Raw genomic sequence first — 22,349 nt, forward strand, 5'->3', positions numbered from 1 at the left:
CTGACAACGCTTCTTTCGAAGGTGGCCCATGCCCGACAGCACGACGGTCGTCGTTCGCGTGCCCGCGACGTCGGCCAACCTCGGCCCCGGCTTCGACTCGCTGGGCCTCGCGCTCGGCCTGTACGACGAGGTCACGGCGGCCTTGTCGGCGGACGGCACGCGGGTCGAGGTCACCGGCGAGGGGGAGGGGGAGCTCGATCTCGGCGAGGGCCATCTCGTCGTGCGGGCCATGCGCGCGGCGTTCGACCGGATGGGGGCGGCGCAGCCGCCGGGCGTACATCTGCGCTGTCACAACCGCATTCCGCACGCCCGGGGGCTCGGTTCGTCGTCGGCGGCCATCTGCGCGGGCCTGCTGGCCGCGCGAGCGCTCGCGGGCGACACTTCCGGGGTTTCCGAATTTTCGGATGAGGAGGTGTTCGCGCTCGCCACCGAGCTGGAGGGCCATCCCGACAACGTGGCGCCCTGCCTGGCCGGCGGGCTGACCATCGCCTGGAGCGACCAGGTGGGGATCGCGCGTATGGTGAGGCTGACGCCGCACGCCGCGATCCGGCCCGTGGCGCTCATTCCCGCCCACCGGCTGTCCACCGAGGTGGCGCGGGGCCTCCTGCCGAAGGACGTACCGCACGCCGACGCCTCCGCCAACGCGGGGCGCGCCGCGCTGCTGGTGGCCGCGATGACCGTACGACCGGAGACCCCGGTACTGCTCGCCGCGACCGAAGACCGGCTGCATCAGCGATATCGCGCGCCCGCAATGCCACAGACCGCGAGTCTGGTAAAACGGCTGCGCGCAATCGGGGTTCCCGCGGTCGTGTCCGGGGCAGGGCCGACGATTCTGGCGTTTCCGACACCGGAGGCGCAGGATTCGATCGCGTCCGAACTGGGTAATGACTGGCACATCCAGCCACTGGACGTCGATACCGACGGTGCCAGAGTCCAGTTTCCCGAGACACGCTGATGCCTCTTCGACCTTCAGGGAATAGCCGTGTGCGCTGGTGATGTTAGGCTTATAGCCGCACCAGATGCCCCCATGATGGGTGCGTGCTTGTCAGCCTCACATCGCTGCGTCATGCTCCACCTCGTCAGAAGTGGGCAGCATACCCTCCCTGAATGCGCCGTCGCCGGTTGCTCCACATCCGGTGAACGCCGCGAAGGGCGGCGCGCGCGGGGATATGCGGGCTCCAACCATCTCGATGACATCTGGTTGGCGGTAACAATCCGGGGGGTGGCCTCCAGGCCCCCATCGTCGGCGAGTCCCGGCGGTGACGGCGTGGGCGCACCTGTCCCCGACACTGGCAACCGTCCTTCGGGGCGGCCAAGGAACGCAACGTGCACCCCGACCCGGCCAGTCCCGCCGGATCGATCGCACCTCCGGGACGGTCGGCAGATCATCGCCGACGCCCGACCCCTGGGAAGGACCCTTAGTGAGCGACACCACCGAACTCCTCACCGACACCGGCTCACCTGAGCAGTCGGCGGCCGGCGACACCCCCACTCGCGCCGCGGCACGGCCGCGCCGTCGCTCCGGCACCGGCCTGTCCGCCATGGTGCTCCCCGAGCTGCAGAAGCTCGCGTCGAGCCTCGGCATCAGCGGGACCGGGCGGATGCGCAAGAGCCAGCTCATCGCGGCCATCCAGGAGAAGCAGGGCGTTTCGGCGGACGGCACGGCCCAGACCTCCGGCGGCGCGTCCGCCGACGCCAAGCCCGCCGTCTCCGCGCCGGCCCCCGTCGCCGCGGACCCCGAGCCCCAGCCCGAGCGGCCCGCCCGCACCCGCCGGGTGCGCACCCGCACCGGCGCGGCCGACACCGCCACCGACCAGCCGACGCTGCCCGAGGCCGCGGCCCAGGCCGCCGAGCCCGCGGTCGCGTCCGCGCCGCCGGTGACCGAGCAGTCCGCCGAGCAGGTTCAGCAGGACGGCAAGCCCGAGCGTGGCGAGGGACGCCGCGAGCGGGGCGAGCGCCGTGGCCGCCGCGAGCGCGGCGACGGCAGGGAGCAGCGAACCACCGACGGCGGCCAGGGCCGCGACCAGGCGCGCGGCGACCAGCGCGACCGTGGCGACCAGCGCGACGGCGGCCGTGACCAGCGCGGCGACCAGCGTGGTGACCAGGGCGGCCGGGACCAGCGTGACCGTGGCGACCAGCGCGATCGTGGCGACCAGCGTGACCGTGGCGACCAGCGCGACGGCGGCCAGGACGACGACGGCAGCCGCCGCGGCCGGCGCGGCCGGTTCAGGGAGCGCAACCGCCGCGGGCGCGACCGTTTCGACGGCAACGAGCCGGTGATCGGCGAGGACGACGTGCTGATCCCGATCGCCGGGATCCTCGACATCCTCGACAACTACGCCTTCGTCCGCACGACCGGCTACCTGCCCGGCGCCAACGATGTCTACGTGTCGCTGGCCCAGATCCGCAGGAACGGCCTGCGCAAGGGCGACGTGATCACCGGCGCGGTGCGCCAGCCGCGCGAGGGCGAGCGGCGCGAGAAGTTCAACGCGCTGGTCCGCCTCGACACGGTCAACGGCATGGACCCCGACCAGGCCCGCAACCGCCAGGACTTCAACAAGCTCACCCCGCTCTACCCGCAGGAGCGCCTGCGTCTGGAGACCGAGCCCAACGTCCTGACCACGCGGATCATCGACCTGGTCTCGCCGATCGGCAAGGGCCAGCGCGGGCTCATCGTCTCCCCGCCCAAGGCGGGCAAGACGATGGTGCTCCAGGCCATCGCCAACGCCATCACCAGGAACAACCCCGAGTGCCACCTCATGGTCGTCCTCGTGGACGAGCGTCCTGAAGAGGTCACCGACATGCAGCGGTCGGTCAAGGGCGAGGTCATCCACTCGACCTTCGACCGTCCCGCCGAAGACCACACCACCGTCGCCGAGCTGGCCATCGAGCGGGCCAAGCGGCTGGTGGAGCTGGGCCACGACGTCGTGGTGCTGCTCGACTCGATCACCCGCCTGGGCCGCGCCTACAACCTCGCGGCGCCCGCCAGCGGCCGGATCCTGTCCGGTGGTGTCGACTCCACGGCGCTCTACCCGCCCAAGCGGTTCTTCGGCGCCGCCCGCAACATCGAGAACGGCGGCTCGCTGACCATCCTGGCCACCGCCCTGGTCGAGACCGGCTCCAAGATGGACGAGGTCATCTTCGAGGAGTTCAAGGGCACCGGCAACATGGAGGTCAAGCTCAACCGGTCCCTGGCCGACAAGCGGATCTTCCCCGCGGTGGACGTCGACGCGTCCAGCACCCGCAAGGAGGAGATCCTGATGGCCAAGGAGGAGCTGCAGATCGTCTGGAAGCTGCGGCGGGTGCTGCACGCGCTGGACATGCAGCAGGCCCTTGAGCTCCTGCTGGAGAAGATGAAGGAGACCAAGTCCAACGCGGAGTTCCTGCTCCAGGTCCAGAAGACGACCGTGAGCAACGACCGCGACTGACGAGCCCTGTGCTCACGTACGGCGGGCCCATGCGGCCCGCCGTACCATTTGGCCGAAGGCGGGCGGGAAGCCGCGCGCAGGGCGCCTGACGGGCCGCTCAGGGGCATGCCCGCCGTCGCCGTGAGGCGGGCCCGGCCGCCCCGATGACCCCGGGAATTTCGGATGGCCCGGGACGGTTGCAGGATCTGGCACACTGGAACCCGAACCGCAGCGGTACCGGTTCCCGCCCGCGCGCATTTCCCGGTGTGCGGCGCGCGCACCCCGTCCGGGGTGAGGCGAAGGCAAAACGGCGACCCGGCGACCGCCACATGCGAGAGGAAGCGACATGAAGCGCGACATTCACCCTGACTACCACGTCACCCAGGTGAGCTGCACCTGCGGCAACTCCTTCACCACCCGCAGCACCGCCAAGAACGGTGTGATCCACACCGACGTGTGTTCCGAGTGCCACCCGTTCTACACGGGCAAGCAGAAGATCCTCGACACCGGCGGCCGGGTGGCGCGCTTCGAGAAGCGCTTCGGCAAGAAGATCGCGGGCAAGTAGCCAACGACCAGCGCCGGCTCGGAATCACCCCCACTTCCGGCGGGGGTGTGCCCGGGTCGGCGTTCTTGCTGGTGGGGGCTTACGCAGGAGGGTGAAGGGATCACGCGGTGAAGCTGGACGAACTGCTCAAGGAGTACGCCGAGCTGGAGACCACGCTCGCCGATCCCGCCGTGCACGCCGACCAGAACAAGGCGCGCACGATCGGCAGGCGTTACGCGCAGTTGAGCCCCATCGTGGCCACCTACCGTGAGCTTGAGTCGGTTCGTGATGACCTCGCCACCGCCAGGGAGCTGGCCGGGGAGGACCCGGCGTTCGCGGCGGAGGCCGAGGAGCTGGCCGCGCGGGTGCCCGCGCTGGAGGACCGCCTCAAGCACCTGCTCATCCCGCGCGACCCCAACGACACCAAGGACATCCTGATGGAGATCAAGGCGGGCGAGGGCGGCGAGGAGTCCGCCCTGTTCGCGGGCGACCTCCTGCGGATGTACCTCCGGTACGCCGAGCGGGCCGGCTGGAAGACCGAGATCATCGACTCCCAGCCCTCCGACCTCGGCGGCTACAAGGACGTCACCGTCGCCATCAAGTCCAAGGGCGACGAGGGCGTGTGGTCGCGGCTGAAGTTCGAGGGCGGCGTGCACCGCGTCCAGCGGGTCCCCGCCACCGAGTCGCAGGGGCGCATCCACACCAGCGCCGCCGGGGTGCTCGTCTACCCCGAGGTCGAGGAGGTCGACGTCCAGATCGACCCCAACGACCTGCGCATCGACGTCTTCCGCAGCGGCGGGCCGGGCGGGCAGAGCGTCAACACCACCGACTCCGCGGTGCGCATCACCCACCTGCCGACCGGCGTCGTGGTCTCCTGCCAGAACGAGAAGAGCCAGCTCCAGAACAAGGAGACCGCGATGCGCGTGCTCCGCGCGCGGTTGCAGGCCATCGCCGAGGAGGAGGCCGCCGCGGAGGCCGCCGCCGAGCGTAAGTCGCAGGTCCGCACCGTCGACCGGTCCGAGCGGATCCGCACCTACAACTTCCCGGAGAACCGCATCTCCGACCACCGGGTCGGCTTCAAGGCGTATAACCTCGATCACGTCCTGGACGGTGAGCTGTCCGCGGTGATCCAGGCGTTGCTCGACGCCGAGACCGCGGAAAAGCTCGCCGCCCACTCCTCAACGTCCTGATCCCGCCGAACCCCGAGCTGTCCCAAGACCTCATGTCATGAGCCTCCTCCTGGACGAGATCGCCCTCGCCACCGCCCGGCTGGCCGAAGCCGGAGTGCCCTCGCCGCGCACCGACGCCGAGGAGATCGCGGCCTTCGTCCATGGCGTGCGCCGCGGTGAGCTGCACACGGTCAAGGACTCGGAGTTCGACGCGCTCTTCTGGGAGGGCATCGCGCGCCGCGAGGCCCGCGAGCCGCTGCAGCACATCACCGGCCGGGCCTACTTCCGCTACCTGTCGCTGGAGGTCGGGCCCGGCGTCTTCGTGCCGCGCCCGGAGACCGAGGTCGTCGTCGGCTGGGCCATCGACCGGCTGCGCGAGATGGACGTCGCCTCCCCGACCGTGGTGGACCTCGGCACCGGCTCGGGCGTGATCGCCCTGTCCATCGCCCAGGAGGTCGCGCTGGCCAGGGTGCACGCGGTGGAGATCGACCCTGAGGCGTACGGCTGGGCCAAGCGCAACATCTCCGAGCTGGGGCAGGGGCGGGTCACCCTGCATCCGGAAGACCTCGCGGAAGCCCTGGGGGAGCTGGACGGTCGGGTCGATCTGGTCATCTCCAACCCGCCCTACATCCCGCCCGGCGCGATTCCCCGCCATCCCGAGGTCCGCGACTACGATCCGGCGCTGGCGCTGTACGGCTCGGGCGCCGACGGCCTCGACCAGGTCCGCGCGGTGGAGCGCACGGCCAGGCGGCTGCTGCGGCCCGGCGGGTTCGTCGTGGTCGAACACGCCGACGTGCAGGGCTCGGCGGTGTATCTCATCTTCCGTGAGGAGAACGGCTGGCGCGACGTACGCGTCCAGCAGGACCTCACCCGCAGGGACCGCTTCGTGACCGCCCGCTTCGGCCAGGAGTGAGCGGCAGTGAAAGGATGCTGACTGTGAGCCGACGTTACGACTGCGCCGACGCCGAGCAACGGGCCGCCGGCCTGGCCGACGCGGCGTCCACCCTGCGCATGAGCCAGCTCGTGGTGCTGCCCACCGACACGGTGTACGGCATCGGCTGTGACGCCTTCGTCCAGTCCGCGGTCAACGCGCTGCTGGCGGCCAAGGGCCGGGGCCGGGACATGCCGGTCCCCGTGCTGGTGGGCACCGTCCGCGCGGCCACCGCCCTGGTGGAGAACCTGGGGCCGTACGGACAGGACCTCATCGACGCGTTCTGGCCGGGGCCGCTGACGCTGATCTGCCGCGCCAACCGGTCCCTCGCCTGGGACCTCGGCGACACCAAGGGCACGGTGGCGCTGCGCATGCCGTTGCACGCGGTGGCGCTGGAGCTCCTCAAGGACATCGGCCCGATGGCGGTCAGCAGCGCCAACCGCTCCGGACAGGAGCCGGCGACCACGATCGAGGAGGCCGAGAAGCAGCTCGGCGAGGCCGTCGAGGTGTACCTGGACGACGGGGAGCGGGCGGACCGGGTGCCGTCCACGATCGTCGACCTCACCAGCGCGGTGCCGCGGCTGCTGCGGCGCGGGGTGATCAGCGAGGAGAAGCTGCGGGCGGTCGCGGGGTACATCGCGACCGACGGCCCTTCGCAGGCGCCGGCGGCGGACCCCGAGCCCGAGACCAAGCCCGAGTCAAAGCCTGAGAACAAGCCCGAGAGCGCCGCGAAGGCGGACCCCGAGCGGGATTGATCGGTTATACCTCGTCCCTATCCCTAGGACGGACGGCCTGTGCCCGGGTACGGTAAGTGGGCGGCCGATACCCTTCCCCCCGGGAGACGCGCATGGGCAAGTTCGAGGGCATGGATCCCAAGCTCGTCCGTCAGTTACTGACCGAGGTGGAGCGCGCTGCCGAGCGCATGCGTTCCACTGAGGGCCAGGTCACCCGCCTGGTGAGTGCGGCGGGCGTGCCTGCCCAGGCGCCCCATCGCCCGGTCCAGATCGCCGACGCCTGCGAGCGGATGGTGAGCGACGTCAACTCGCGGCTCACGGTCTTGGAGAAGAAGGAGGAACAGCCGGAGGGCCCGCCCCCCGGTAGTGGCGGCGAGCTGACCCAGGACGCCCCGCCCCCGGTGCGCGAGGACCCCGAGCCCAAGCGGGAGCAGCCGCAGGGCGACAAGTCCGACGAGCCCCGGCAGGACCACCCCAAGCAGGACGATCCCAAGCAGGATCACCCGAGGGACGAGCAGCCCAAGGGCGATGACCCCAAGGGCGAAAAGCCCGACGATCCCAAACAGGACGACCCGAAACAGGACGATCCCAAGCAGGATCAGCCCAGGGACGAGCGTCCGCAGGAAGATCAGCCGAAGGAAGAGCAGCCCAAGGACGAGCGTCCCAAAGACGATCAGCCGAAGGGCGAGCGGCCCGACGGGCAGCCGGAGGGCGACAGGCCGGACCAGCCGCAGCCCGACGGCGAGGACCCCAAGGACCAGCACCCGAAGGACGAGCAGCCCAAGGAGCGCGGTCCCGAGTCGCCTGAGTCCCCGCAGTCGCCAGAGTCGCCGCAGGCCCCTGAGGGCGACGACGACCGCATCGACCACCCGGACCGGATCGACCACCCCGACGACTCCGCGCCGGACGGCCCACGGGTCATCGAGCTGCCCAACGGCACCCTGATGATGCAGGTCCCGCTCGACCCGCCCACCATGGACGAGCTGCGCGACATGATCCAGAACTTCGAGAACGCCGAGCCGCACAAGATGCCGATCGCCGACGACCTGCGGCTCAGCCCGCACGGCCCGACGCCGGACGGGCCGCCCGGCCAGGTGGACCCGACCCTGCCCGACGCCGAACACCAGCCCAAGGACGAGAAGATCCCGCAGATCGAGCGCGTCCCGGACGGCGGCGAGAACCCCGACCTCGAACCCAGCGGTTCGAGCGCGGACAAGGCCGGCGGCAGCACCGTGTCCGGAGTCGCCTATGGCGATTCCACCGCGCCCGGGTCCGGCTTCTCGGACTCCGGCGGCGCCCGCGAGGGTGACGAGATCCAGACGCCCACCGTCCCCCTGTCCGGGGGAGAGGAGCAGTGGGCGGGCATCGACGAGGTGCCCGAGGACGTCGGGCCCGAAGGCGCGCCCGGAGACGTCCAGCCAGGTGAGTCCGTACGCCCCGCCTAGCCGATCGCCGATCCGACCGCGGATGGGAGGAGATGTTCGATGTTCGCCGACCCACCGGCGCCGCAGCCGTTGCAGCCTGGAGAGAGCCCGCCCGCGTCCACCGGCGACCCGCTCGGGCTCGACGGCCAGACCCGCGCCTGGCAGTTCAACCCCGAATACCAGAAGCTGGTCACGCTCTGGAACCAGGTCATGCCGATGATGGAATCGCTGACCGGCATGCTCAAGGAGGCGCGGCGGCTGGCCGAGAGCCCCGACGTATGGGACGCCCCCGTCGGCCGGCGCTACGTCGAGGACATCGGCGAATGGGACAAACGGCTGGCGCTCTACCGGCAGTCCATGCTCAGCGCGATCAGTGACCAGGCGGCCGACACCCCGCGCTGGGTGCCGGTCGAGGCGGGGGCGCCGCACGCCTTCTCCTGATCCGTGGCCGTGTTCCGGCCGCATGACATGGGAAAACCGGCCTGGCCGGGCTTACAGTGGGATGAGGTGAACCATGGGCCGGCCCGCGTCGCCGCGCCCACTGGACGCAACCGGCACGGGTCGAGGCGGATTGAGGCGAGCAGAGGTGACGGGCCAGGAGACGCCTTACTACGGTCCCGATTTCGCCATGCTGCTGCGCGAGGATCCGGAGATCGCCGCGGTGGTCCTGGACGAGCTGGACCGTGAGCGGACCGGCCTGCAACTGATCGCCAGCGAGAACTTCACCTCGCCCGCCGTTCTCGCCGCGCTCGGCTCGACGCTCACCAACAAGTACGCCGAGGGCTATCCCGGCCGCCGCTACTACGGCGGCTGTGAGGTGGTCGACCGGGCCGAGGCGCTGGCCGTGGAGCGCGCCAAACGCCTGTTCGGGGCCGATCACGCCAACGTGCAGCCGCACTCGGGGGCATCGGCCAACCTGGCGGCGTACGCGGCCCTGCTGCAACCCGGCGACACGATGCTGGCGATGGCCCTGCCGCACGGCGGTCACCTCACCCATGGCTCGAAGGTGAACTTCTCAGGAAGATGGTTCGACGTCGCGGCGTACGGCGTGCGCCGGGACACCGAACTGATCGACTACGACGAAGTGCGGGACCTCGCGCTCCGGCACCGCCCTAAGATGATCATATGTGGCGCCACGGCCTATCCCCGGCTGATCGATTTCGCCGCGTTCCGCGGGATCGCCGACGAGGTGGGGGCCTGGTTGCTCGCTGATGTGGCGCACACGATCGGGCTGATGGCGGGCGGCGCGATCCCCTCCGCGGTGCCCTACGCCGACGTGGTGACGTTCACCACGCACAAGGCGCTGCGCGGCCCGCGCGGCGGCGGGCTGCTGTGCACCGCCGAACTGGCCGCCAAGATCGACCGCGCGGTCTTTCCGTTCACCCAGGGCGGCCCGCTGATGCACGTGATCGCGGCCAAGGCGGTCGCGTTCGGCGAGGCGCTGCGCCCGGAGTTCGCCGAGTACGGCAAACGGGTCGTGGACAACGCCCGCGCGCTCGCCGACGGCCTCGCGTCCGCCGGGATGCGCCCGGTCTCCGGCGGCACGGACACCCACCTTGCGCTCGTCGACCTGCGCCCGCTCGGCGTCACCGGGCGCGAGGCCGAGCGCAGGTGCGCGGACGCCGGGATCACCCTCAACCGCAACGCGATCCCCTACGACCCCGAGCCGCCCACGGTGACCTCGGGCCTGCGGGTCGGCACGCCGTGCGTGACGACGCAGGGCCTCGGGCCCGGCGACCTGGCCGAGGTCGCCACGATGGTGGCGGCGGCGGTCCGCGACCCCGGCGGCGCGCCGGAGGTGAGGCGGCGGGTGGCGGAGCTGGTAGGCGTCCATCAGGTTTATCCCAGCGAATCATGAGCTGTTCTGTGTCGATTTCCGGCCCCAGCGGGCCGGAGCATCCAGGAAACTAGGTCCGTGCGCGAGTACTTCCTCATTGCACTGGTGGCGGCGGCGGTCACGTACCTCCTCGTGCCGCTCGTCCGCCTGTTCGCGATCCGCATCGGCGCCATGCCGGAGGTTCGCGAACGCGACGTGCACACTACCCCCACCCCCCGCCTGGGCGGCCTGGCGATGTACGGCGGGCTGGTCGCCGGCCTGCTGTTCGCCACCCGGCAGCCCTGGGTCGCCCAATCCCTCGCCGACCCCAAACTGGCCGGCGGCCAGACCGTGCTGGCCCTGATCGCGGCCGGCGGCCTGATCACCGTCACCGGGTTCCTCGACGACTGGTGGGGCATGGACCCCTTCATCAAGCTGGGCGGCCAGATCGCCGCGGCCGGCCTGCTCGTCGCGTTCGGCCTGTACCTGCAGTGGATCCCCATCCCCGGCACCGCCGCGCTGTCGCTGGACAGCACGTTGCGGACGGTGATCACGATCCTGGTCGTGGTGGTCGCGATCAATGCCGTCAACTTCGTCGATGGCCTGGACGGCCTGGCGGCGGGCATCGTCGGCATCGCGGCCATGGCCATGTGGGCGTACTCCATCGTGCTGTCCACCACGATGGGCGACACCCGGATCAACGCCACGGCGGCGATCACCTCGGTGCTCATCGGCATCTGCGCCGGGTTCCTGCCGCACAACTTCCACCCCGCGAAGATCTTCATGGGCGACACCGGCGCGATGCTGCTCGGCCTGGTGCTGGCCAGTTCGGTGGTCACGGTGACCCCGATCGACTCCAGTGCGCTCAGCGCCACGATCAACCGGTTCCCGCTGGTCCTGCCGCTGCTACTGCCGGTCGCGGTGATGGTGTTGCCGCTGCTCGACCTGTGGACCGCGGTGGTCCGCCGCACCTCCTACGGCATGTCGCCGTTCGCCCCTGACCGGGGGCATCTGCACCACCGGCTGCTGGACATCGGCCACTCCCACCGGCGGACCGTCCTGATCATGTACGCCTGGACGTTCCTGTTCGGGTTCTCCGTGGTCGGCGCGTCGATCATCAGTGTGCCGGTGATCGTGTTCGTCGGGATCGTCATCCTGGCCATGATCGCCCTGTTCCTGATGGCGTTGCCGCGGTTGCGGGAGCGCTGGCAGGGCGGTGGCGGAGGAGGCGGTGGCGGCGGAGCGCACGCCGCGGGACGGCGGCGCAGGCCGGAGGACGACTCGCCCAGCGGTCCCGTCACCGGCCCGATCGGCGGCCCCATCGCAGGTCCCGTCACCGGTCCGTTCGGCGCACCGCCCGCGCATCCGCCGATGGGCGAGACGCACCCGCCCGCCGGCCCGTACCCGCCCGGGCCCGGCGGCGGCTCCGCCGTCGAGCGTCCGCCGACGGCCGAAATGGGCCAGGACACCGCCGTGATCCCGCTGGGAGACGTGCCGCTACCTGGGCTCTCGCCTCGTGCCACCCCTTGATCATCGCATTCGAAACGGCAGGTAAAAACGGCTCTGCCGGAGCTTGTGATAGCTTTCACTAGCAGAGGTCCTCACCGGCTCGGCCGTGTGAGGCAGCAAATGCTCGCTTGACAACCGTTTCTGGAGCACCGATGCAGGCCAACGACGTGCGCGTACTCAAAAACGCCGCGATACCCGCCCTTGCGGTGGGCTTGGTCGTGGCCCTCGTCTCGACGTTCACCGTCGGTGCCGCGGGAGCGCTCGCCGCGTTGATCGGCGTCGTGGTGGTGGCCGCGTTCTTCGTGATCAGCCTGGTCGCCGTCGCGTACGCCTCGCGCGTGTCGCCGCAGATGATGATGATCGCCGCCATGGGCACCTACCTGGTCAAGATCGTCGCACTGGCCCTCGCGCTGAGCTCCCTCTCCGACGTCACCGCCTGGCATCCCATGACGTTCACCTGGACCGTCATCCTGTGCACGATCGCCTGGACCGTGGGCGAGGCCAGGGCGTTCATGAAGCTGCGCATGCTGTACGTCGAGCCGGACGTCAAGGTCCCCGGACACGTCGGGGAGAAATGATGCGCCGCAGCCGGACCGCCGTTCACCCACCGGCGGTCTCATCCCGTAAACTCACCGCAGCAGGCAGTTCGTGGCCCGATATGACTAGTCACGCTGCCGCCTGCTATCGTCGCGTGCGCGATCGCCGATCCGCCTGGGCGCCCATAGGCGCCCGCGGATCCTGGTCTCCGTCCGACCGCACCACCCACCTGACTGAGCTTCTTCCCGATCCCTCGCCATCCGGTGACCGGGCGCTGGAAGACACCCTGATCCACTACGAGGAAGGGAACGCCGAGTGAGCGCCGCGCCCCTCGCAGCCGAAGAGTTCCAGGCCCCGGGACTCAACCTCTTCGAATGGCCGGCACTGGTGTCGGGCGCCGAGTGGTTCAACAAGCCCGCGCTGCTCGCGTTCCTGGCGGCCCTGCTGGTGATCGTGCTCAGCTTCGCCGCCTTCTCGCGCCCCAAGCTGGTGCCGCGCGGGATGCAGGCTCTCGGCGAGTACGCCTACGAGTTCGTCCGCGAGCAGTGCGCGCGGCCGTTCCTCGGCAAGGACAGCGAGCGGTGGATGCCGCTGCTGTTCAGCATGTTCCTGTTCGTGCTGGTGATGAACCTCTTCGGGTCGGTCATCTTCCTCCAGTTCCCGGCGATGTCGCTGATCGGCTACCCGGCCATCCTCGCGCTGGGCGTCTGGGTGCTGGTCCTCTTCCTGGGCATGAAGCACCAGGGGCCCTGGGGCTTCTTCAAGAACATCATGTTCCCGCCCGGGCTGCCCGGCTGGATGTACGTGCTGGTCGCGCCGATCGAGTTCACCTCCACCGTGATCCTGCGGCACATCACCCACGCGGTCCGGCTCTTCGCCACCATGATGGCGGGTCACCTGATCATCGCGCTGTTCTCCGAGGTGGGCTGGCACTTCCTGTTCGTGCAGCTCAGCCCGCTCGGCGCGCCGCTGGGCCTGCTGGGTGTCGTCATGACCATCGCGCTGACCGCGTTCGAGCTGTTCATCCAGGCCCTTCAGGCCTACGTGTTCGCGATGCTGACCGCGATGTTCATCAATGACGCGCTGCACCCGGCGCACTGAGAACTCAAGAGATTCCGGTGGGCACTCCACCGGCCGATAGAAAAGGAAACGGAAAAGCATGAGCTTGCTCGCTGAAGTCTCCGGCAACCTCGGCTCCATCGGCTACGGCCTCGCCGCCATCGGCCCGGGCATCGGCGTGGGCATCATCTTCGGTCAGGGCGTACAGGCGATCGCCCGTCAGCCCGAGGCCTACAACCTGATCCGCCAGAACATGCTGCTCGGCTTCGTGTTCACCGAGGCGCTCGCCCTCATCGGTGTGGCCCTCGCCTTCGCGTTCCGGCAGTGACGAGTGACTGACCCCCGAGAGGAGGCCCAGCCATGAATGTTCTCGCCGAAGCGGGCGATAACAACCCGCTGCTTCCGCATCCGGCCGAAATGGCCATCGGCGGCTTCGCGTTCCTGTTCGTGCTGTTCTTCGTGGGACGCATGCTCGTCCCGCGGATTCAGAAGACCCTCGCGGACCGCGCGGAGGCGATCGAGGGCGGCCTGAAGAAGGCGGCCGACGCGCAGAAGGAAGCCCAGCAGGCGCTCGACGAATACCGCGAGCAGCTCGTCGAGGCCCGCCACGAGGCCGCGCGGCTGCGCGAGGAGGCGCGCGAGCAGGGCGCCCAGATCAAGGCCGAGCTCCGTGAGGAGGCGCAGGCCGAGGCCCGCCGCCTCATCGAGGCGGCGCACGCCCAGATCGAGGCCGACCGCCAGCAGGCGTTCGCCCAGCTCCGGGCGGAGATCGGCCGGCTGTCCACCGACCTGGCCGGCCGCATCGTCGGCGAGTCCCTTGAGGACGAGGCCCGCCAGCGCCGTGTCATCGACCGGTTCCTTGAGGAGCTGGAGAGCGACGCCAGGCAGGCGGTGCGTTGACGATGACGGCGGAGCGAACCCGACGCAGCGAGCGGAGTGGCCCGCGAGGAACGAGCGGTCCGCGAAGCGAGCGAGGAGCGGTGAGCGACCAATGACAATGATGGGTCTGAGCAGGGCGTCGCTGTCCTCGGTCGAGGAGCGGTTCAACGTCGTGGCGGCCGGTGCGGATCTCACCGCGCTGTCGGAGGACCTGTTCGCGGTCGCCGGGCTCCTGGACCGGGAGCACGGCCTGCGCCGTGCCCTGTCCGACCCGTCGCGTCCGGCGGAGCAGAAGGCACAGACGGCCAGGGTCCTGCTGGAAGGCAAGATCAGTGAGGCCGCGCTGGAGACCACGGCCGCCGCCGTGTCCGCCAGGTGGACCCGCGCCGGAGACGTCGCCGACGCTCTGGAGCGGGTCGCGGTGATCGCCGCCGCCGCGGCCGCCGAGGCCGCGGGGCAGATCGACGATGTGGAAGACGAGCTGTTCCGGTTCGGCCGCATCGTGGCGAGCAACGGCGACCTGCGCCGCTTCCTGGGCGACGCGGCCGTGACCGCCGAGCGCAAGGCGGAGTTCCTGCGCTCGCTGCTCGGCGGCAAGGTCGCGCCGGTGACATCGCTGCTGGTCGTACAGGCTGTCGCACACCCACGAGGACGTAGCCTGGAGACCGGGCTCGCCGAGTTCGGCACCCTGGTGGCCGCGCAGCGGCAGCGCCTGGTGGCCGTGGTGCGCAGTGCGGTCGCGCTCAGCGACGGCCAGAAGCAGCGGCTGGCCGCACTGTTGCGCGACTCCTACGGCCGAGACGTTCACCTGAACGTCGAGGTCGACCCCCGAGTGATCGGCGGGTTCTCGGTTCGTGTCGGCGACGAGATCATCGACACCACCATCGCGGCGCGAATCGAAGAAGTCCGCCGCCGCTTGGCCGGCTGACCGACGTCGGTTGTTTAGTCAATAGGGAGACAGAGAGAGATGGCGGAGCTGACGATCCGGCCGGACGAGATCCGGGACGCGCTTGAGCGCTTCGTCCAGGCGTACGAGCCGGAAGGCGCCGCGCGTGAGGAGATCGGGACCGTCGTCGACTGCGGCGACGGCATCGCCCATGTCTCCGGCCTTCCCTCGACGATGGCGAACGAGCTGCTTGAGTTCGAGGACGGCACGCGTGGCCTGGCACTGAACCTGGACGTCCGGGAGATCGGTGTCGTTATCCTGGGCGACTTCAGCAAGATCGAGGAGGGCCAGACGGTCCGCCGCACGGGCGAGGTCCTGTCGGCGCCGGTCGGCGACGCCTTCCTCGGCCGCGTGGTGGACCCACTGGGCAACCCGCTCGACGGCAAGGGCCCGATCGAGGCCGAGGGCCGCCGCGCCCTTGAGCTGCAGGCGCCCTCGGTGGTGCAGCGCCAGTCGGTGCGCCAGCCACTGCAGACCGGAATCAAGGCCATCGACGCCATGACGCCGATCGGGCGCGGTCAGCGCCAGCTCATCATCGGCGACCGTGGCACCGGCAAGACCGCGATCGCCGTGGACACCATCCTCAACCAGCGGGACAACTGGGCCTCCGGCGACCCGCAGCGGCAGGTCCGCTGCGTCTACGTCGCGGTCGGCCAGAAGGGTTCCACGATCGCGCAGGTCCGGGCGCGGCTGGAGGAGGCGGGCGCGCTGGAGTACACCACCATCGTCGCCGCGCCGGCCTCCGACCCCGCGGGCTACAAGTACATGGCCCCCTACACCGGCAGCGCGATCGGCCAGCACTGGATGTACCAGGGCAAGCACGTCCTGATCGTCTTCGACGACCTGACCAAGCAGGCCGACGCCTACCGCGCGGTCTCGCTGCTGCTGCGCCGCCCGCCGGGCCGTGAGGCGTTCCCCGGCGATGTCTTCTACCTGCACTCGCGGCTCCTGGAGCGGTGCGCCAAGCTCTCCGACGACCTGGGCGGCGGCTCGATGACCGGTCTGCCGATCATCGAGACGAAGGGCAACGACGTCTCGGCGTTCATCCCGACCAACGTCATCTCCATCACCGACGGTCAGTGCTTCCTGGAGACCGACCTGTTCAACGCAGGTGTGCGACCGGCCATCAACGTCGGTATCTCGGTTTCCCGAGTCGGCGGCTCGGCGCAGGTCAAGGCCATGCGCAAGGTCGCGGGCACGCTGAAGCTGTCACTGTCCCAGTTCCGCGACCTGGAGGCCTTCGCCTCCTTCGCCTCCGACCTCGACGCGGCCTCCCGCGCCCAGCTCGAACGCGGCGCGCGGCTGGTGGAGCTGCTCAAACAGCCCCAGTACAGCCCGTTCCCGGTCGAGCGCCAGGTCGTCTCGGTGTGGGCCGGTACGACCGGCGAGCTGGACGAGGTGCCGGTCGAGGACATCCGCCGCTTCGAGACCGAGTTCCTGGACTACCTGGCCCGCGACCACAAGGGCATCTACACCGGCATCCGGGAGACCAACGAGCTGTCCGACGACGCGGTGACCGCGCTCAAGGGTGCGATCACCGACTTCAAGAAGGGGTTCGAGACCTCCTCCGGAGAGCTGCTGGTCAAGGACGAGCCGGTCGACGCGCTGGAGGCCGGCGACGTCGGCCAGGAGAAGATCACCAAGGTCGTCCGCACCCCCGAGAAGAAGTAGCAGATCATGGGAGCACAGCTTCGGCTGCTGCGGCGCAGGATCAGGTCGGTCAAGTCGACCGCCAAGATCACTCGCGCGCAGGAGCTCATCGCGTCCTCGCGGATCGCCAAGGCCCAGCAGCGGATGGCCGAGGCACTGCCGTACGAGCGGGAGATCACCCGCGCGGTGACCGGTGTGGTGAGCAACACCTCCAGCATCGACCACCCGCTGACCGTCGAGAAGGAGCGTCCGGCCAGCGCCGGCGTGCTGATCGTCACCAGTGACAGCGGGTTCTGCGGCGGCTTCAACGCCAACGTGCTGCGTGAGGCCGAGGCCCTGCGCGGGCTGCTGGAGGAGCGCGGCGTCCGGGCCGTGCCCTTCGTGGTCGGCAGCAAGGGCGTCGGCTGGCACCGGTTCCGCGCCCGGGAGATGGCCGGTGAGTGGGAGGGCTTCTCCCGCAGGCCGGCCTACTCCGACGCCAAGGAGATCGCGGGCATGCTGATCGAGTCGTTCAAGGCGGAGGAGGGGATCGACGAGATCCACATCGTCTCCACCGAGTTCGTCTCGATGCTGACCCAGAACGTCGTGGTCAAGCGGGTTCTTCCGCTGGAGGTCGTGGAGGCCGAGCAGACCGAGGAGACGGCCCTGCTGCCGTACTTCGAGTTCGAGCCGGGCGCCGGCGCGGTGCTCGACTCGCTGCTGCCACGGTACGTGGAGTCGCGCATCTTCACCGCGCTGTTGCAGTCCGCCGCCTCCGAGGAGGCGGCCCGGCGGCGCGCGATGAAGGCGGCGACCGACAACGCCAACGAGTTGATCGGGGTCTTCACCCGGCAGATGAACCAGGCGCGTCAGGCCGAGATCACCCAGGAAATCAGCGAGATCGTCGGTGGCGCCAACGCGCTGGCCGACGCCGCAGCGGGGAAAGAGTGAAATGACTGCACAGACTGTTGAGACCGGCGTGGGCCGGGTCGCGCGGGTCACGGGTCCCGTCGTCGACGTGGAGTTCCCCGCCGAGGCGATGCCCGACATCTACAACGCGCTGAACGTCGAGGTCGCCCTGGGCGGCGAGACCAAGACGCTGACCCTGGAGGTCGCCCAGCACCTGGGCGACAACCTGGTCAGGGCGATCTCCATGCAGCCCACCGACGGCGTGGTGCGCGGCGCCCCCGTCACCGACTCCGGCGCGCCGATCTCGGTGCCGGTCGGCGACGCGGTCAAGGGCCACGTATGGAACGCCCTCGGCGAGGCGCTGGACGTGCCGACCTCCTCGGTGAAGATCGAGGAGCGCTGGGGCATCCACCGTCCCTCGCCGCCGTTCGACCAGCTTGAGTCGCGTACCGAGGTGCTGGTCACCGGCATCAAGGTCATCGACCTGCTCACCCCGTACGTCCAGGGCGGCAAGATCGGCCTGTTCGGCGGCGCGGGCGTGGGCAAGACCGTGCTGATCCAGGAGATGATCCGCCGGGTCGCCCGTAACTTCGGTGGCACCTCGTGCTTCGCCGGTGTGGGCGAGCGCACCCGTGAGGGCAACGACCTGTGGGTGGAAATGGCCGAGGCGGACGTCCTGAAGGACACCGCCCTGGTCTTCGGCCAGATGGACGAGCCGCCGGGCACCCGGCTGCGCGTCGCGCTGTCCGCGCTCACCATGGCCGAGTACTTCCGCGATGTCCAGAAGCAGGACGTGCTGCTGTTCATCGACAACATCTTCCGGTTCACCCAGGCCGGTTCGGAGGTCTCCACCCTGCTCGGCCGTATGCCGTCCGCGGTGGGCTACCAGCCGACGCTGGCCGACGAGATGGGCGTGCTGCAGGAGCGCATCACCTCCACCCGCGGCCACTCGATCACCTCCATGCAGGCGATCTACGTGCCCGCCGACGACATCACCGACCCGGCGCCGCACAACGCGTTCGCGCACCTCGACGCCCAGACGGTGCTGTCCCGGCCGATCTCGGAGAAGGGCATCTACCCGGCGGTGGACCCGCTGGACTCCTCCTCCCGGATCCTCGACCCGCAGATCGTGGGCGAGGAGCACTACGCGGTGGCCCAGGAGACCAAGCGGATCCTGCAGAAGTACAAGGAGCTCCAGGACATCATCGCGATCCTGGGCATCGACGAGCTGTCCGAAGAGGACAAGGTCACCGTCCAGCGGGCGCGGCGCATCGAGCGCTTCCTGTCCCACCCGATGTACGCCGCCGAGGCGTTCACCGGGCAGCCGGGCGAGACCGTTCCGCTCGACGAGACCATCGCCTCGTTCAAGGGCCTTTGCGCCGGCGAGTACGACCACCTGCCCGAGCAGGCCTTCTTCATGGTCGGCGGCATCGAGCAGGCGGTGGCCAAGGCCAAGGAACTCGCCCGCTAATCGTCGCTCGCGGTGCCGGTGCGGCCCTGCCCGTACCGGCACCCGGCAGAAAGGACCATGAAGTGGCGAAGCTGCGAGTGGGAGTGGTGTCGCCGGAGCGGGAGATCTGGTCCGGTGAGGCCGATATGGTCATCGCCAAGACCGTCGAGGGCGAGATCGGTATCATGCCGAATCATGCTCCCGTGCTCGGCATTCTCGTCGAGGGCGGCGTCCTGCGGGTGAAGCGCGCGGGCGGCGAGGGCGAGCTGATCGCCGCCGTCCACGGCGGGTTCTTCTCGGTGGCCGACAACGAGGTGTCGGTCCTCGCGGAGATGGCCGAGCTGGGCTCCGAGGTGGACGTCAGGTCGGCGCGCGACGCCCTGGAGCGGGCGCTCGCGTCGGTCGACGCCGACGCCGAGAACATGGAGGCGGCGCTGGAAGCCAAGCGGGCCAGGGCACGGCTCCGCGCGGCGGGCGAGGACGTGTGATCGCGCCTGCGGCGATGATCTAGACTCGGTACAACTGGGACAAGGCGGGGGCGGGGCGATGTCGGCGACGCTGGTGGTGTGTGGGGGCATCGTGGCGCTCGTCGCCCTTGTCGTGCTCCGGGGGGTGGTGCTCTCCCGCTCCCGGGGCCATGTGCTCTGTCGGCTGCGCGACGGCGTCAGCGGGTGGAAGAACGGGGTGGCCCGCTACGCCGACGGGGAGTTGCACTGGATCCCCTTCCTGAGTCTGCGGTTCCGGCCGCGCCACGCGATCGCGAGGCGCGGCCTTCGTGTTTCCGCCCGCAGGCGGGAGGGCGAGCTGTGGGCGGTCGACTGCGGCACGGTCTCCCTGGCGATGAGCGAGGACGCGCTCACCGGCTTCCTGGCCTGGCTGGAGTCGGCCCCGCCGGGCGCCCACCTCGATCTCACCTGACGGCTCACTCCTCGCGGGTGTTGCCCGGCCGCCACAGGATCTCCTGGCCCTCCGCGGCGACCCGGCAGAAGATGAACAGCAGGTCGCTCAGCCGGTTGAGGTATTTGGCGGTCAGCGGGCTGACGTCGTCGTGCGCCTCGATCGCCGCCCAGGCCGAGCGTTCGGCCCGCCGCACGATCGTGCGGGCCAGGTGCAGGTGCGCGGCGGCGGGCGTGCCGCCGGGCAGGATGAAGCTGCGCAGCGGCTCCAGGCGTTCGTTGAACTCATCGCACCGGCGTTCCAGCCAGGTGATGTAGGACTCCTCCACGCGCAGTGGCGGGAACTCCGGGTTCTCCGTCACCGGGGTGGCGAGGTCGGCGCCGAGGTCGAACAGCTCGTTCTGGACCCGGCCGAGGACCCGGGCGATGGCGGGGTCCGGCCCCGCGGCGATGGCCAGGCCGATGGCCGCGTTGGCCTCCTCCACGTCGGCGTAGGCGGCGAGCCGGGTGTCGGTCTTGCGGGTGCGGCTCATGTCGACGAGGTTGGTCGTGCCGTCGTCGCCGGTCCGGGTGTAGATCCGGGAGAGTACGACCGGCTTGTCCTTGTCAGTGCGGGTCATGGCTTCACAGTAGATGACACTTGTCATCCCGGTCGTGCGCGAGATCCACATTGAGCCGGTGATATCGGCGACTACCTGCGGATACGCCCTGGCGGCCAAGCTGGGCGGCATGAGAGACGAACCGGCACGGGCCGCCACCGCGATCGAGGTGGACGACTTCCGGCAGGCGTACGGCGACTTCGAGGCGGTGCGCGGGGTCTCGTTCACCGTACGGCGGGGCGAGCTGTTCGCGCTGCTCGGCACGAACGGCGCGGGCAAGACCACCACGATGGAGTCGCTGCTCGGCTTCGCCCGGCCGCGGGCGGGCAGCGTCCGGGTGCTCGGCCTGAACCCCGCCAAGGACGGCCGCGCGCTGCGCCCCCGGATCGGCGTGATGCTTCAGGAGGGCGGCTTCCTCGGTGACCTGACGGTCGGCGAGACCGTGCGGCTGTGGCGCGGGATGGCGGCCGACGCGGGGCGCTCGTCGATGGCGGGGGCGCTGGAGACGGTGGGGCTGGCGTCCAAGGAGCGCACCAGGGTCCGGCAGCTCTCCGGGGGACAGCGGCGCAGGCTGGACCTGGCGCTGGCGGTACTGGCCGAGCCGGAGGTGCTGTTCCTGGACGAGCCGAGCACCGGGATGGACCCCGAGGCGCGCCGCGGCACCTGGCAGATCATCCACGATCTGCGGGCGGCGGGGACCACGGTGCTGCTGACCACGCACTACCTGGAGGAGGCCGAGAAGCTGGCGGACCGCCTGGCGATCATGCACCAGGGCCGGATCACCACGTCAGGGACGGTGGACGAGGTGGTGACCCAGGCGGGCGACCAGATCCACTTCCGGCTCGCCCTGCCGCCCGCCGGGCTGCGGGAACGGCTGCGCGGGGGCCTGCCGTTCCTGGACGGCACCGCCGCCACGACGGTCCACTCGGACGAGGGCACACGGGTGACCTACGCGCTGCCCGCCTCCCCTGCGGCCGGTCGCGCGCACGCGGCGCTGCGCCCGCTGCTGGAGTGGGCCGAAAAGCACGAACTGACCTTGGAACGGCTGGAGGTACGCCGGGGGACGCTTGAGGACGTCTTCCTGCGCGTCGTGGAGGAGGGGCGATGAGAACGGATGTCCTGCACGCCGTACGACTGGCACGGGTGGACCTGAAGCTGCTCGGGCGCAACCAGACGGCCATGGTCAACGTCCTGTTGCTGCCGCTGCTGATGGGCTGGCTGTTCAGCAACGTCGCGGCCGGGCGGCAGATCGAGGGGGTGCCCGGCCAGTTGTACGTGATCACCGGGCTGCCCGGCCTGATGCTCGGGTTCGCGGTGTTCGTGAACATGGTCAACACCTTCACCGCGCGGCGCGAGGAGCTGGTGCTCAAGCGGCTGCGCGCGTCCCAGCCGTCCCCGGCGGCGATCCTCGGCGGGGCGATGCTCGGGACGCTGGCCGTCTTCGCGCTCCAGGTGGGGCTCGTGGTGGTGTGGAGCATGCGCTGGCAGGGCGGCGGGGCGCCCGCCAACCTGCCGCTGATGCTGCTCGGCGCACTGCTCGGTATCGCGATCATGGGGCTGCTCGCGGCGGCCTTCGCCGGGATCACGCCGAACGCCGAGACGGCCCAGGTGGCGGTGCTGCCGCTGTTGCTGGTCGTCATGCTCGGCGCGCCGATCATCGGCCCGACCACGGCGATGCCCGCCCCGCTCGGCCTGCTCGCCGAGGTGGTCCCGGTGACGCCGGTGGTGGAGATCATGCGGACGGCCTACCTCGGGCGGGACTTCGTCGGCAGCGGCGGCGAGCCGCTGGGCATGGCCGCGCAGTGGGTGGCCGCGCTGCCCGCGATCGGGATCGCGCTGGCCTGGGTGGGCGTGTCGGCGCTGCTGGCCCGGTGGCTGTTCCGGTGGGACCCGCGACGCGGATAACGTTTG

Annotated in this window: 23 protein-coding genes; 22 read left to right on the forward strand and 1 reads right to left on the reverse strand. The window is 70.2% G+C overall.

Annotated features, from left to right (window positions below):
• The first annotated feature begins 28 nt into the window (after nt 1-28).
• The 20 genes from thrB to DP939_RS38350 all read left to right on the forward strand — a co-directional run bounded on the left by thrB (nt 29) and on the right by DP939_RS38350 (nt 19,861).
• Nucleotides 29-955: a homoserine kinase gene (gene thrB, locus DP939_RS38255; RefSeq protein ID WP_113985735.1), complete on the forward strand. Its 927-nt coding sequence runs from the start codon at nt 29-31 to the stop codon at nt 953-955.
• 466 nt (nt 956-1,421) lie between these two features.
• Nucleotides 1,422-3,428, forward strand: a complete 2,007-nt coding sequence (gene rho / locus DP939_RS38260) for a transcription termination factor Rho (protein WP_113985736.1) — start codon at nt 1,422-1,424, stop codon at nt 3,426-3,428.
• Nucleotides 3,429-3,753: 325 nt separating this feature from the next.
• Nucleotides 3,754-3,972 (forward strand): 50S ribosomal protein L31, encoded by a 219-nt coding sequence (gene rpmE / locus DP939_RS38265; protein ID WP_113985737.1) that lies wholly within the window; start codon nt 3,754-3,756, stop codon nt 3,970-3,972.
• A 107-nt stretch (nt 3,973-4,079) separates the two neighbouring features.
• Entirely contained in the window at nt 4,080-5,141 is a 1,062-nt protein-coding gene (gene prfA, locus DP939_RS38270) for a peptide chain release factor 1 (protein ID WP_113985738.1), read from the forward strand.
• 37 nt (nt 5,142-5,178) lie between these two features.
• Nucleotides 5,179-6,033, forward strand: a complete 855-nt coding sequence (prmC, locus tag DP939_RS38275) for a peptide chain release factor N(5)-glutamine methyltransferase (RefSeq protein WP_111168147.1) — start codon at nt 5,179-5,181, stop codon at nt 6,031-6,033.
• A gap of 23 nt (nt 6,034-6,056) precedes the next feature.
• Entirely contained in the window at nt 6,057-6,806 is a 750-nt protein-coding gene (locus DP939_RS38280) for an L-threonylcarbamoyladenylate synthase (protein WP_113985739.1), read from the forward strand.
• A 92-nt stretch (nt 6,807-6,898) separates the two neighbouring features.
• Nucleotides 6,899-8,230 (forward strand): hypothetical protein, encoded by a 1,332-nt coding sequence (locus tag DP939_RS38285; RefSeq protein ID WP_113985740.1) that lies wholly within the window; start codon nt 6,899-6,901, stop codon nt 8,228-8,230.
• A gap of 39 nt (nt 8,231-8,269) precedes the next feature.
• Complete coding sequence (locus tag DP939_RS38290) at nt 8,270-8,650, forward strand: hypothetical protein (RefSeq protein WP_113985741.1); 381 nt, start codon at nt 8,270-8,272, stop codon at nt 8,648-8,650.
• 187 nt (nt 8,651-8,837) lie between these two features.
• Nucleotides 8,838-10,067: a serine hydroxymethyltransferase gene (locus DP939_RS38295; RefSeq protein ID WP_199565693.1), complete on the forward strand. Its 1,230-nt coding sequence runs from the start codon at nt 8,838-8,840 to the stop codon at nt 10,065-10,067.
• Between the two features lie 57 nt (nt 10,068-10,124).
• The gene (locus tag DP939_RS38300; RefSeq protein WP_113985743.1) at nt 10,125-11,555 is read left to right on the forward strand and encodes a glycosyltransferase family 4 protein; all 1,431 of its coding nucleotides are present in this window, start codon (nt 10,125-10,127) and stop codon (nt 11,553-11,555) included.
• A gap of 131 nt (nt 11,556-11,686) precedes the next feature.
• Nucleotides 11,687-12,112 (forward strand): hypothetical protein, encoded by a 426-nt coding sequence (locus tag DP939_RS38305; RefSeq protein ID WP_113985744.1) that lies wholly within the window; start codon nt 11,687-11,689, stop codon nt 12,110-12,112.
• Nucleotides 12,113-12,386: 274 nt separating this feature from the next.
• Nucleotides 12,387-13,172, forward strand: a complete 786-nt coding sequence (atpB, locus tag DP939_RS38310; RefSeq protein WP_113985745.1) for a F0F1 ATP synthase subunit A — start codon at nt 12,387-12,389, stop codon at nt 13,170-13,172.
• A 58-nt stretch (nt 13,173-13,230) separates the two neighbouring features.
• Nucleotides 13,231-13,458 carry an ATP synthase F0 subunit C gene (gene atpE, locus DP939_RS38315; RefSeq protein ID WP_113985746.1) on the forward strand — a complete coding sequence of 76 codons (228 nt, stop codon included), beginning with the start codon at nt 13,231-13,233 and terminating at the stop codon, nt 13,456-13,458.
• Between the two features lie 32 nt (nt 13,459-13,490).
• Nucleotides 13,491-14,030 (forward strand): F0F1 ATP synthase subunit B, encoded by a 540-nt coding sequence (locus DP939_RS38320; protein ID WP_113985747.1) that lies wholly within the window; start codon nt 13,491-13,493, stop codon nt 14,028-14,030.
• A 91-nt stretch (nt 14,031-14,121) separates the two neighbouring features.
• Complete coding sequence (locus tag DP939_RS38325) at nt 14,122-14,937, forward strand: F0F1 ATP synthase subunit delta (protein ID WP_318656341.1); 816 nt, start codon at nt 14,122-14,124, stop codon at nt 14,935-14,937.
• A 39-nt stretch (nt 14,938-14,976) separates the two neighbouring features.
• A complete protein-coding gene (gene atpA / locus DP939_RS38330; RefSeq protein ID WP_113985749.1) occupies nt 14,977-16,626 on the forward strand; it encodes a F0F1 ATP synthase subunit alpha in 1,650 nt (549 codons plus the stop codon).
• A 6-nt stretch (nt 16,627-16,632) separates the two neighbouring features.
• A complete protein-coding gene (locus tag DP939_RS38335) occupies nt 16,633-17,535 on the forward strand; it encodes a F0F1 ATP synthase subunit gamma (RefSeq protein WP_113985750.1) in 903 nt (300 codons plus the stop codon).
• 1 nt (nt 17,536) lies between these two features.
• Complete coding sequence (gene atpD / locus DP939_RS38340) at nt 17,537-18,964, forward strand: F0F1 ATP synthase subunit beta (protein ID WP_113985751.1); 1,428 nt, start codon at nt 17,537-17,539, stop codon at nt 18,962-18,964.
• 62 nt (nt 18,965-19,026) lie between these two features.
• Nucleotides 19,027-19,431: a F0F1 ATP synthase subunit epsilon gene (locus tag DP939_RS38345; protein WP_113985752.1), complete on the forward strand. Its 405-nt coding sequence runs from the start codon at nt 19,027-19,029 to the stop codon at nt 19,429-19,431.
• Between the two features lie 58 nt (nt 19,432-19,489).
• Nucleotides 19,490-19,861, forward strand: a complete 372-nt coding sequence (locus DP939_RS38350; RefSeq protein WP_113985753.1) for a DUF2550 domain-containing protein — start codon at nt 19,490-19,492, stop codon at nt 19,859-19,861.
• Nucleotides 19,862-19,865: 4 nt separating this feature from the next.
• Here the strand turns inward: DP939_RS38350 and DP939_RS38355 are convergent, their stop codons facing one another.
• Nucleotides 19,866-20,459 carry a cob(I)yrinic acid a,c-diamide adenosyltransferase gene (locus tag DP939_RS38355; protein WP_113985754.1) on the reverse strand — a complete coding sequence of 198 codons (594 nt, stop codon included), beginning with the start codon at nt 20,457-20,459 and terminating at the stop codon, nt 19,866-19,868.
• 13 nt (nt 20,460-20,472) lie between these two features.
• Here DP939_RS38355 and DP939_RS38360 point away from each other — a divergent pair, with 13 nt between their 5' ends.
• Nucleotides 20,473-21,546, forward strand: coding sequence for an ABC transporter ATP-binding protein (locus DP939_RS38360; protein WP_318656342.1), 1,074 nt, complete (start codon nt 20,473-20,475; stop codon nt 21,544-21,546).
• Entirely contained in the window at nt 21,543-22,343 is an 801-nt protein-coding gene (locus tag DP939_RS38365; RefSeq protein ID WP_113985755.1) for an ABC transporter permease, read from the forward strand. The genes DP939_RS38360 and DP939_RS38365 overlap by 4 nt, the downstream gene beginning before the upstream one ends.
• Nucleotides 22,344-22,349 lie beyond the last annotated feature (6 nt).

It is taken from the genome of Spongiactinospora rosea (assembly GCF_003315795.1).
In the GTDB taxonomy this organism is placed as follows: Bacteria; Actinomycetota; Actinomycetes; order Streptosporangiales; family Streptosporangiaceae; genus Spongiactinospora; species Spongiactinospora rosea.

Excerpts from the sequence above, each read along its gene's own strand:
- thrB (WP_113985735.1), top strand. The coding sequence starts at position 29 with ATGCCCGACAGCACGACGGTCGTCGTTCGCGTGCCCGCGACGTCGGCC.
- rpmE (WP_113985737.1), top strand. The coding sequence starts at position 3,754 with ATGAAGCGCGACATTCACCCTGACTACCACGTCACCCAGGTGAGCTGC.
- prmC (WP_111168147.1), top strand. The coding sequence starts at position 5,179 with ATGAGCCTCCTCCTGGACGAGATCGCCCTCGCCACCGCCCGGCTGGCC.
- DP939_RS38285 (WP_113985740.1), top strand. The coding sequence starts at position 6,899 with ATGGGCAAGTTCGAGGGCATGGATCCCAAGCTCGTCCGTCAGTTACTG.
- DP939_RS38290 (WP_113985741.1), top strand. The coding sequence starts at position 8,270 with ATGTTCGCCGACCCACCGGCGCCGCAGCCGTTGCAGCCTGGAGAGAGC.
- DP939_RS38295 (WP_199565693.1), top strand. The coding sequence starts at position 8,838 with ATGCTGCTGCGCGAGGATCCGGAGATCGCCGCGGTGGTCCTGGACGAG.
- DP939_RS38305 (WP_113985744.1), top strand. The coding sequence starts at position 11,687 with ATGCAGGCCAACGACGTGCGCGTACTCAAAAACGCCGCGATACCCGCC.
- atpE (WP_113985746.1), top strand. The coding sequence starts at position 13,231 with ATGAGCTTGCTCGCTGAAGTCTCCGGCAACCTCGGCTCCATCGGCTAC.
- DP939_RS38320 (WP_113985747.1), top strand. The coding sequence starts at position 13,491 with ATGAATGTTCTCGCCGAAGCGGGCGATAACAACCCGCTGCTTCCGCAT.
- DP939_RS38325 (WP_318656341.1), top strand. The coding sequence starts at position 14,122 with ATGACAATGATGGGTCTGAGCAGGGCGTCGCTGTCCTCGGTCGAGGAG.
- atpA (WP_113985749.1), top strand. The coding sequence starts at position 14,977 with ATGGCGGAGCTGACGATCCGGCCGGACGAGATCCGGGACGCGCTTGAG.
- DP939_RS38335 (WP_113985750.1), top strand. The coding sequence starts at position 16,633 with ATGGGAGCACAGCTTCGGCTGCTGCGGCGCAGGATCAGGTCGGTCAAG.
- atpD (WP_113985751.1), top strand. The coding sequence starts at position 17,537 with ATGACTGCACAGACTGTTGAGACCGGCGTGGGCCGGGTCGCGCGGGTC.
- DP939_RS38350 (WP_113985753.1), top strand. The coding sequence starts at position 19,490 with ATGTCGGCGACGCTGGTGGTGTGTGGGGGCATCGTGGCGCTCGTCGCC.
- DP939_RS38355 (WP_113985754.1), bottom strand. The coding sequence starts at position 20,459 with ATGACCCGCACTGACAAGGACAAGCCGGTCGTACTCTCCCGGATCTAC.
- DP939_RS38360 (WP_318656342.1), top strand. The coding sequence starts at position 20,473 with ATGACACTTGTCATCCCGGTCGTGCGCGAGATCCACATTGAGCCGGTG.
- DP939_RS38365 (WP_113985755.1), top strand. The coding sequence starts at position 21,543 with ATGAGAACGGATGTCCTGCACGCCGTACGACTGGCACGGGTGGACCTG.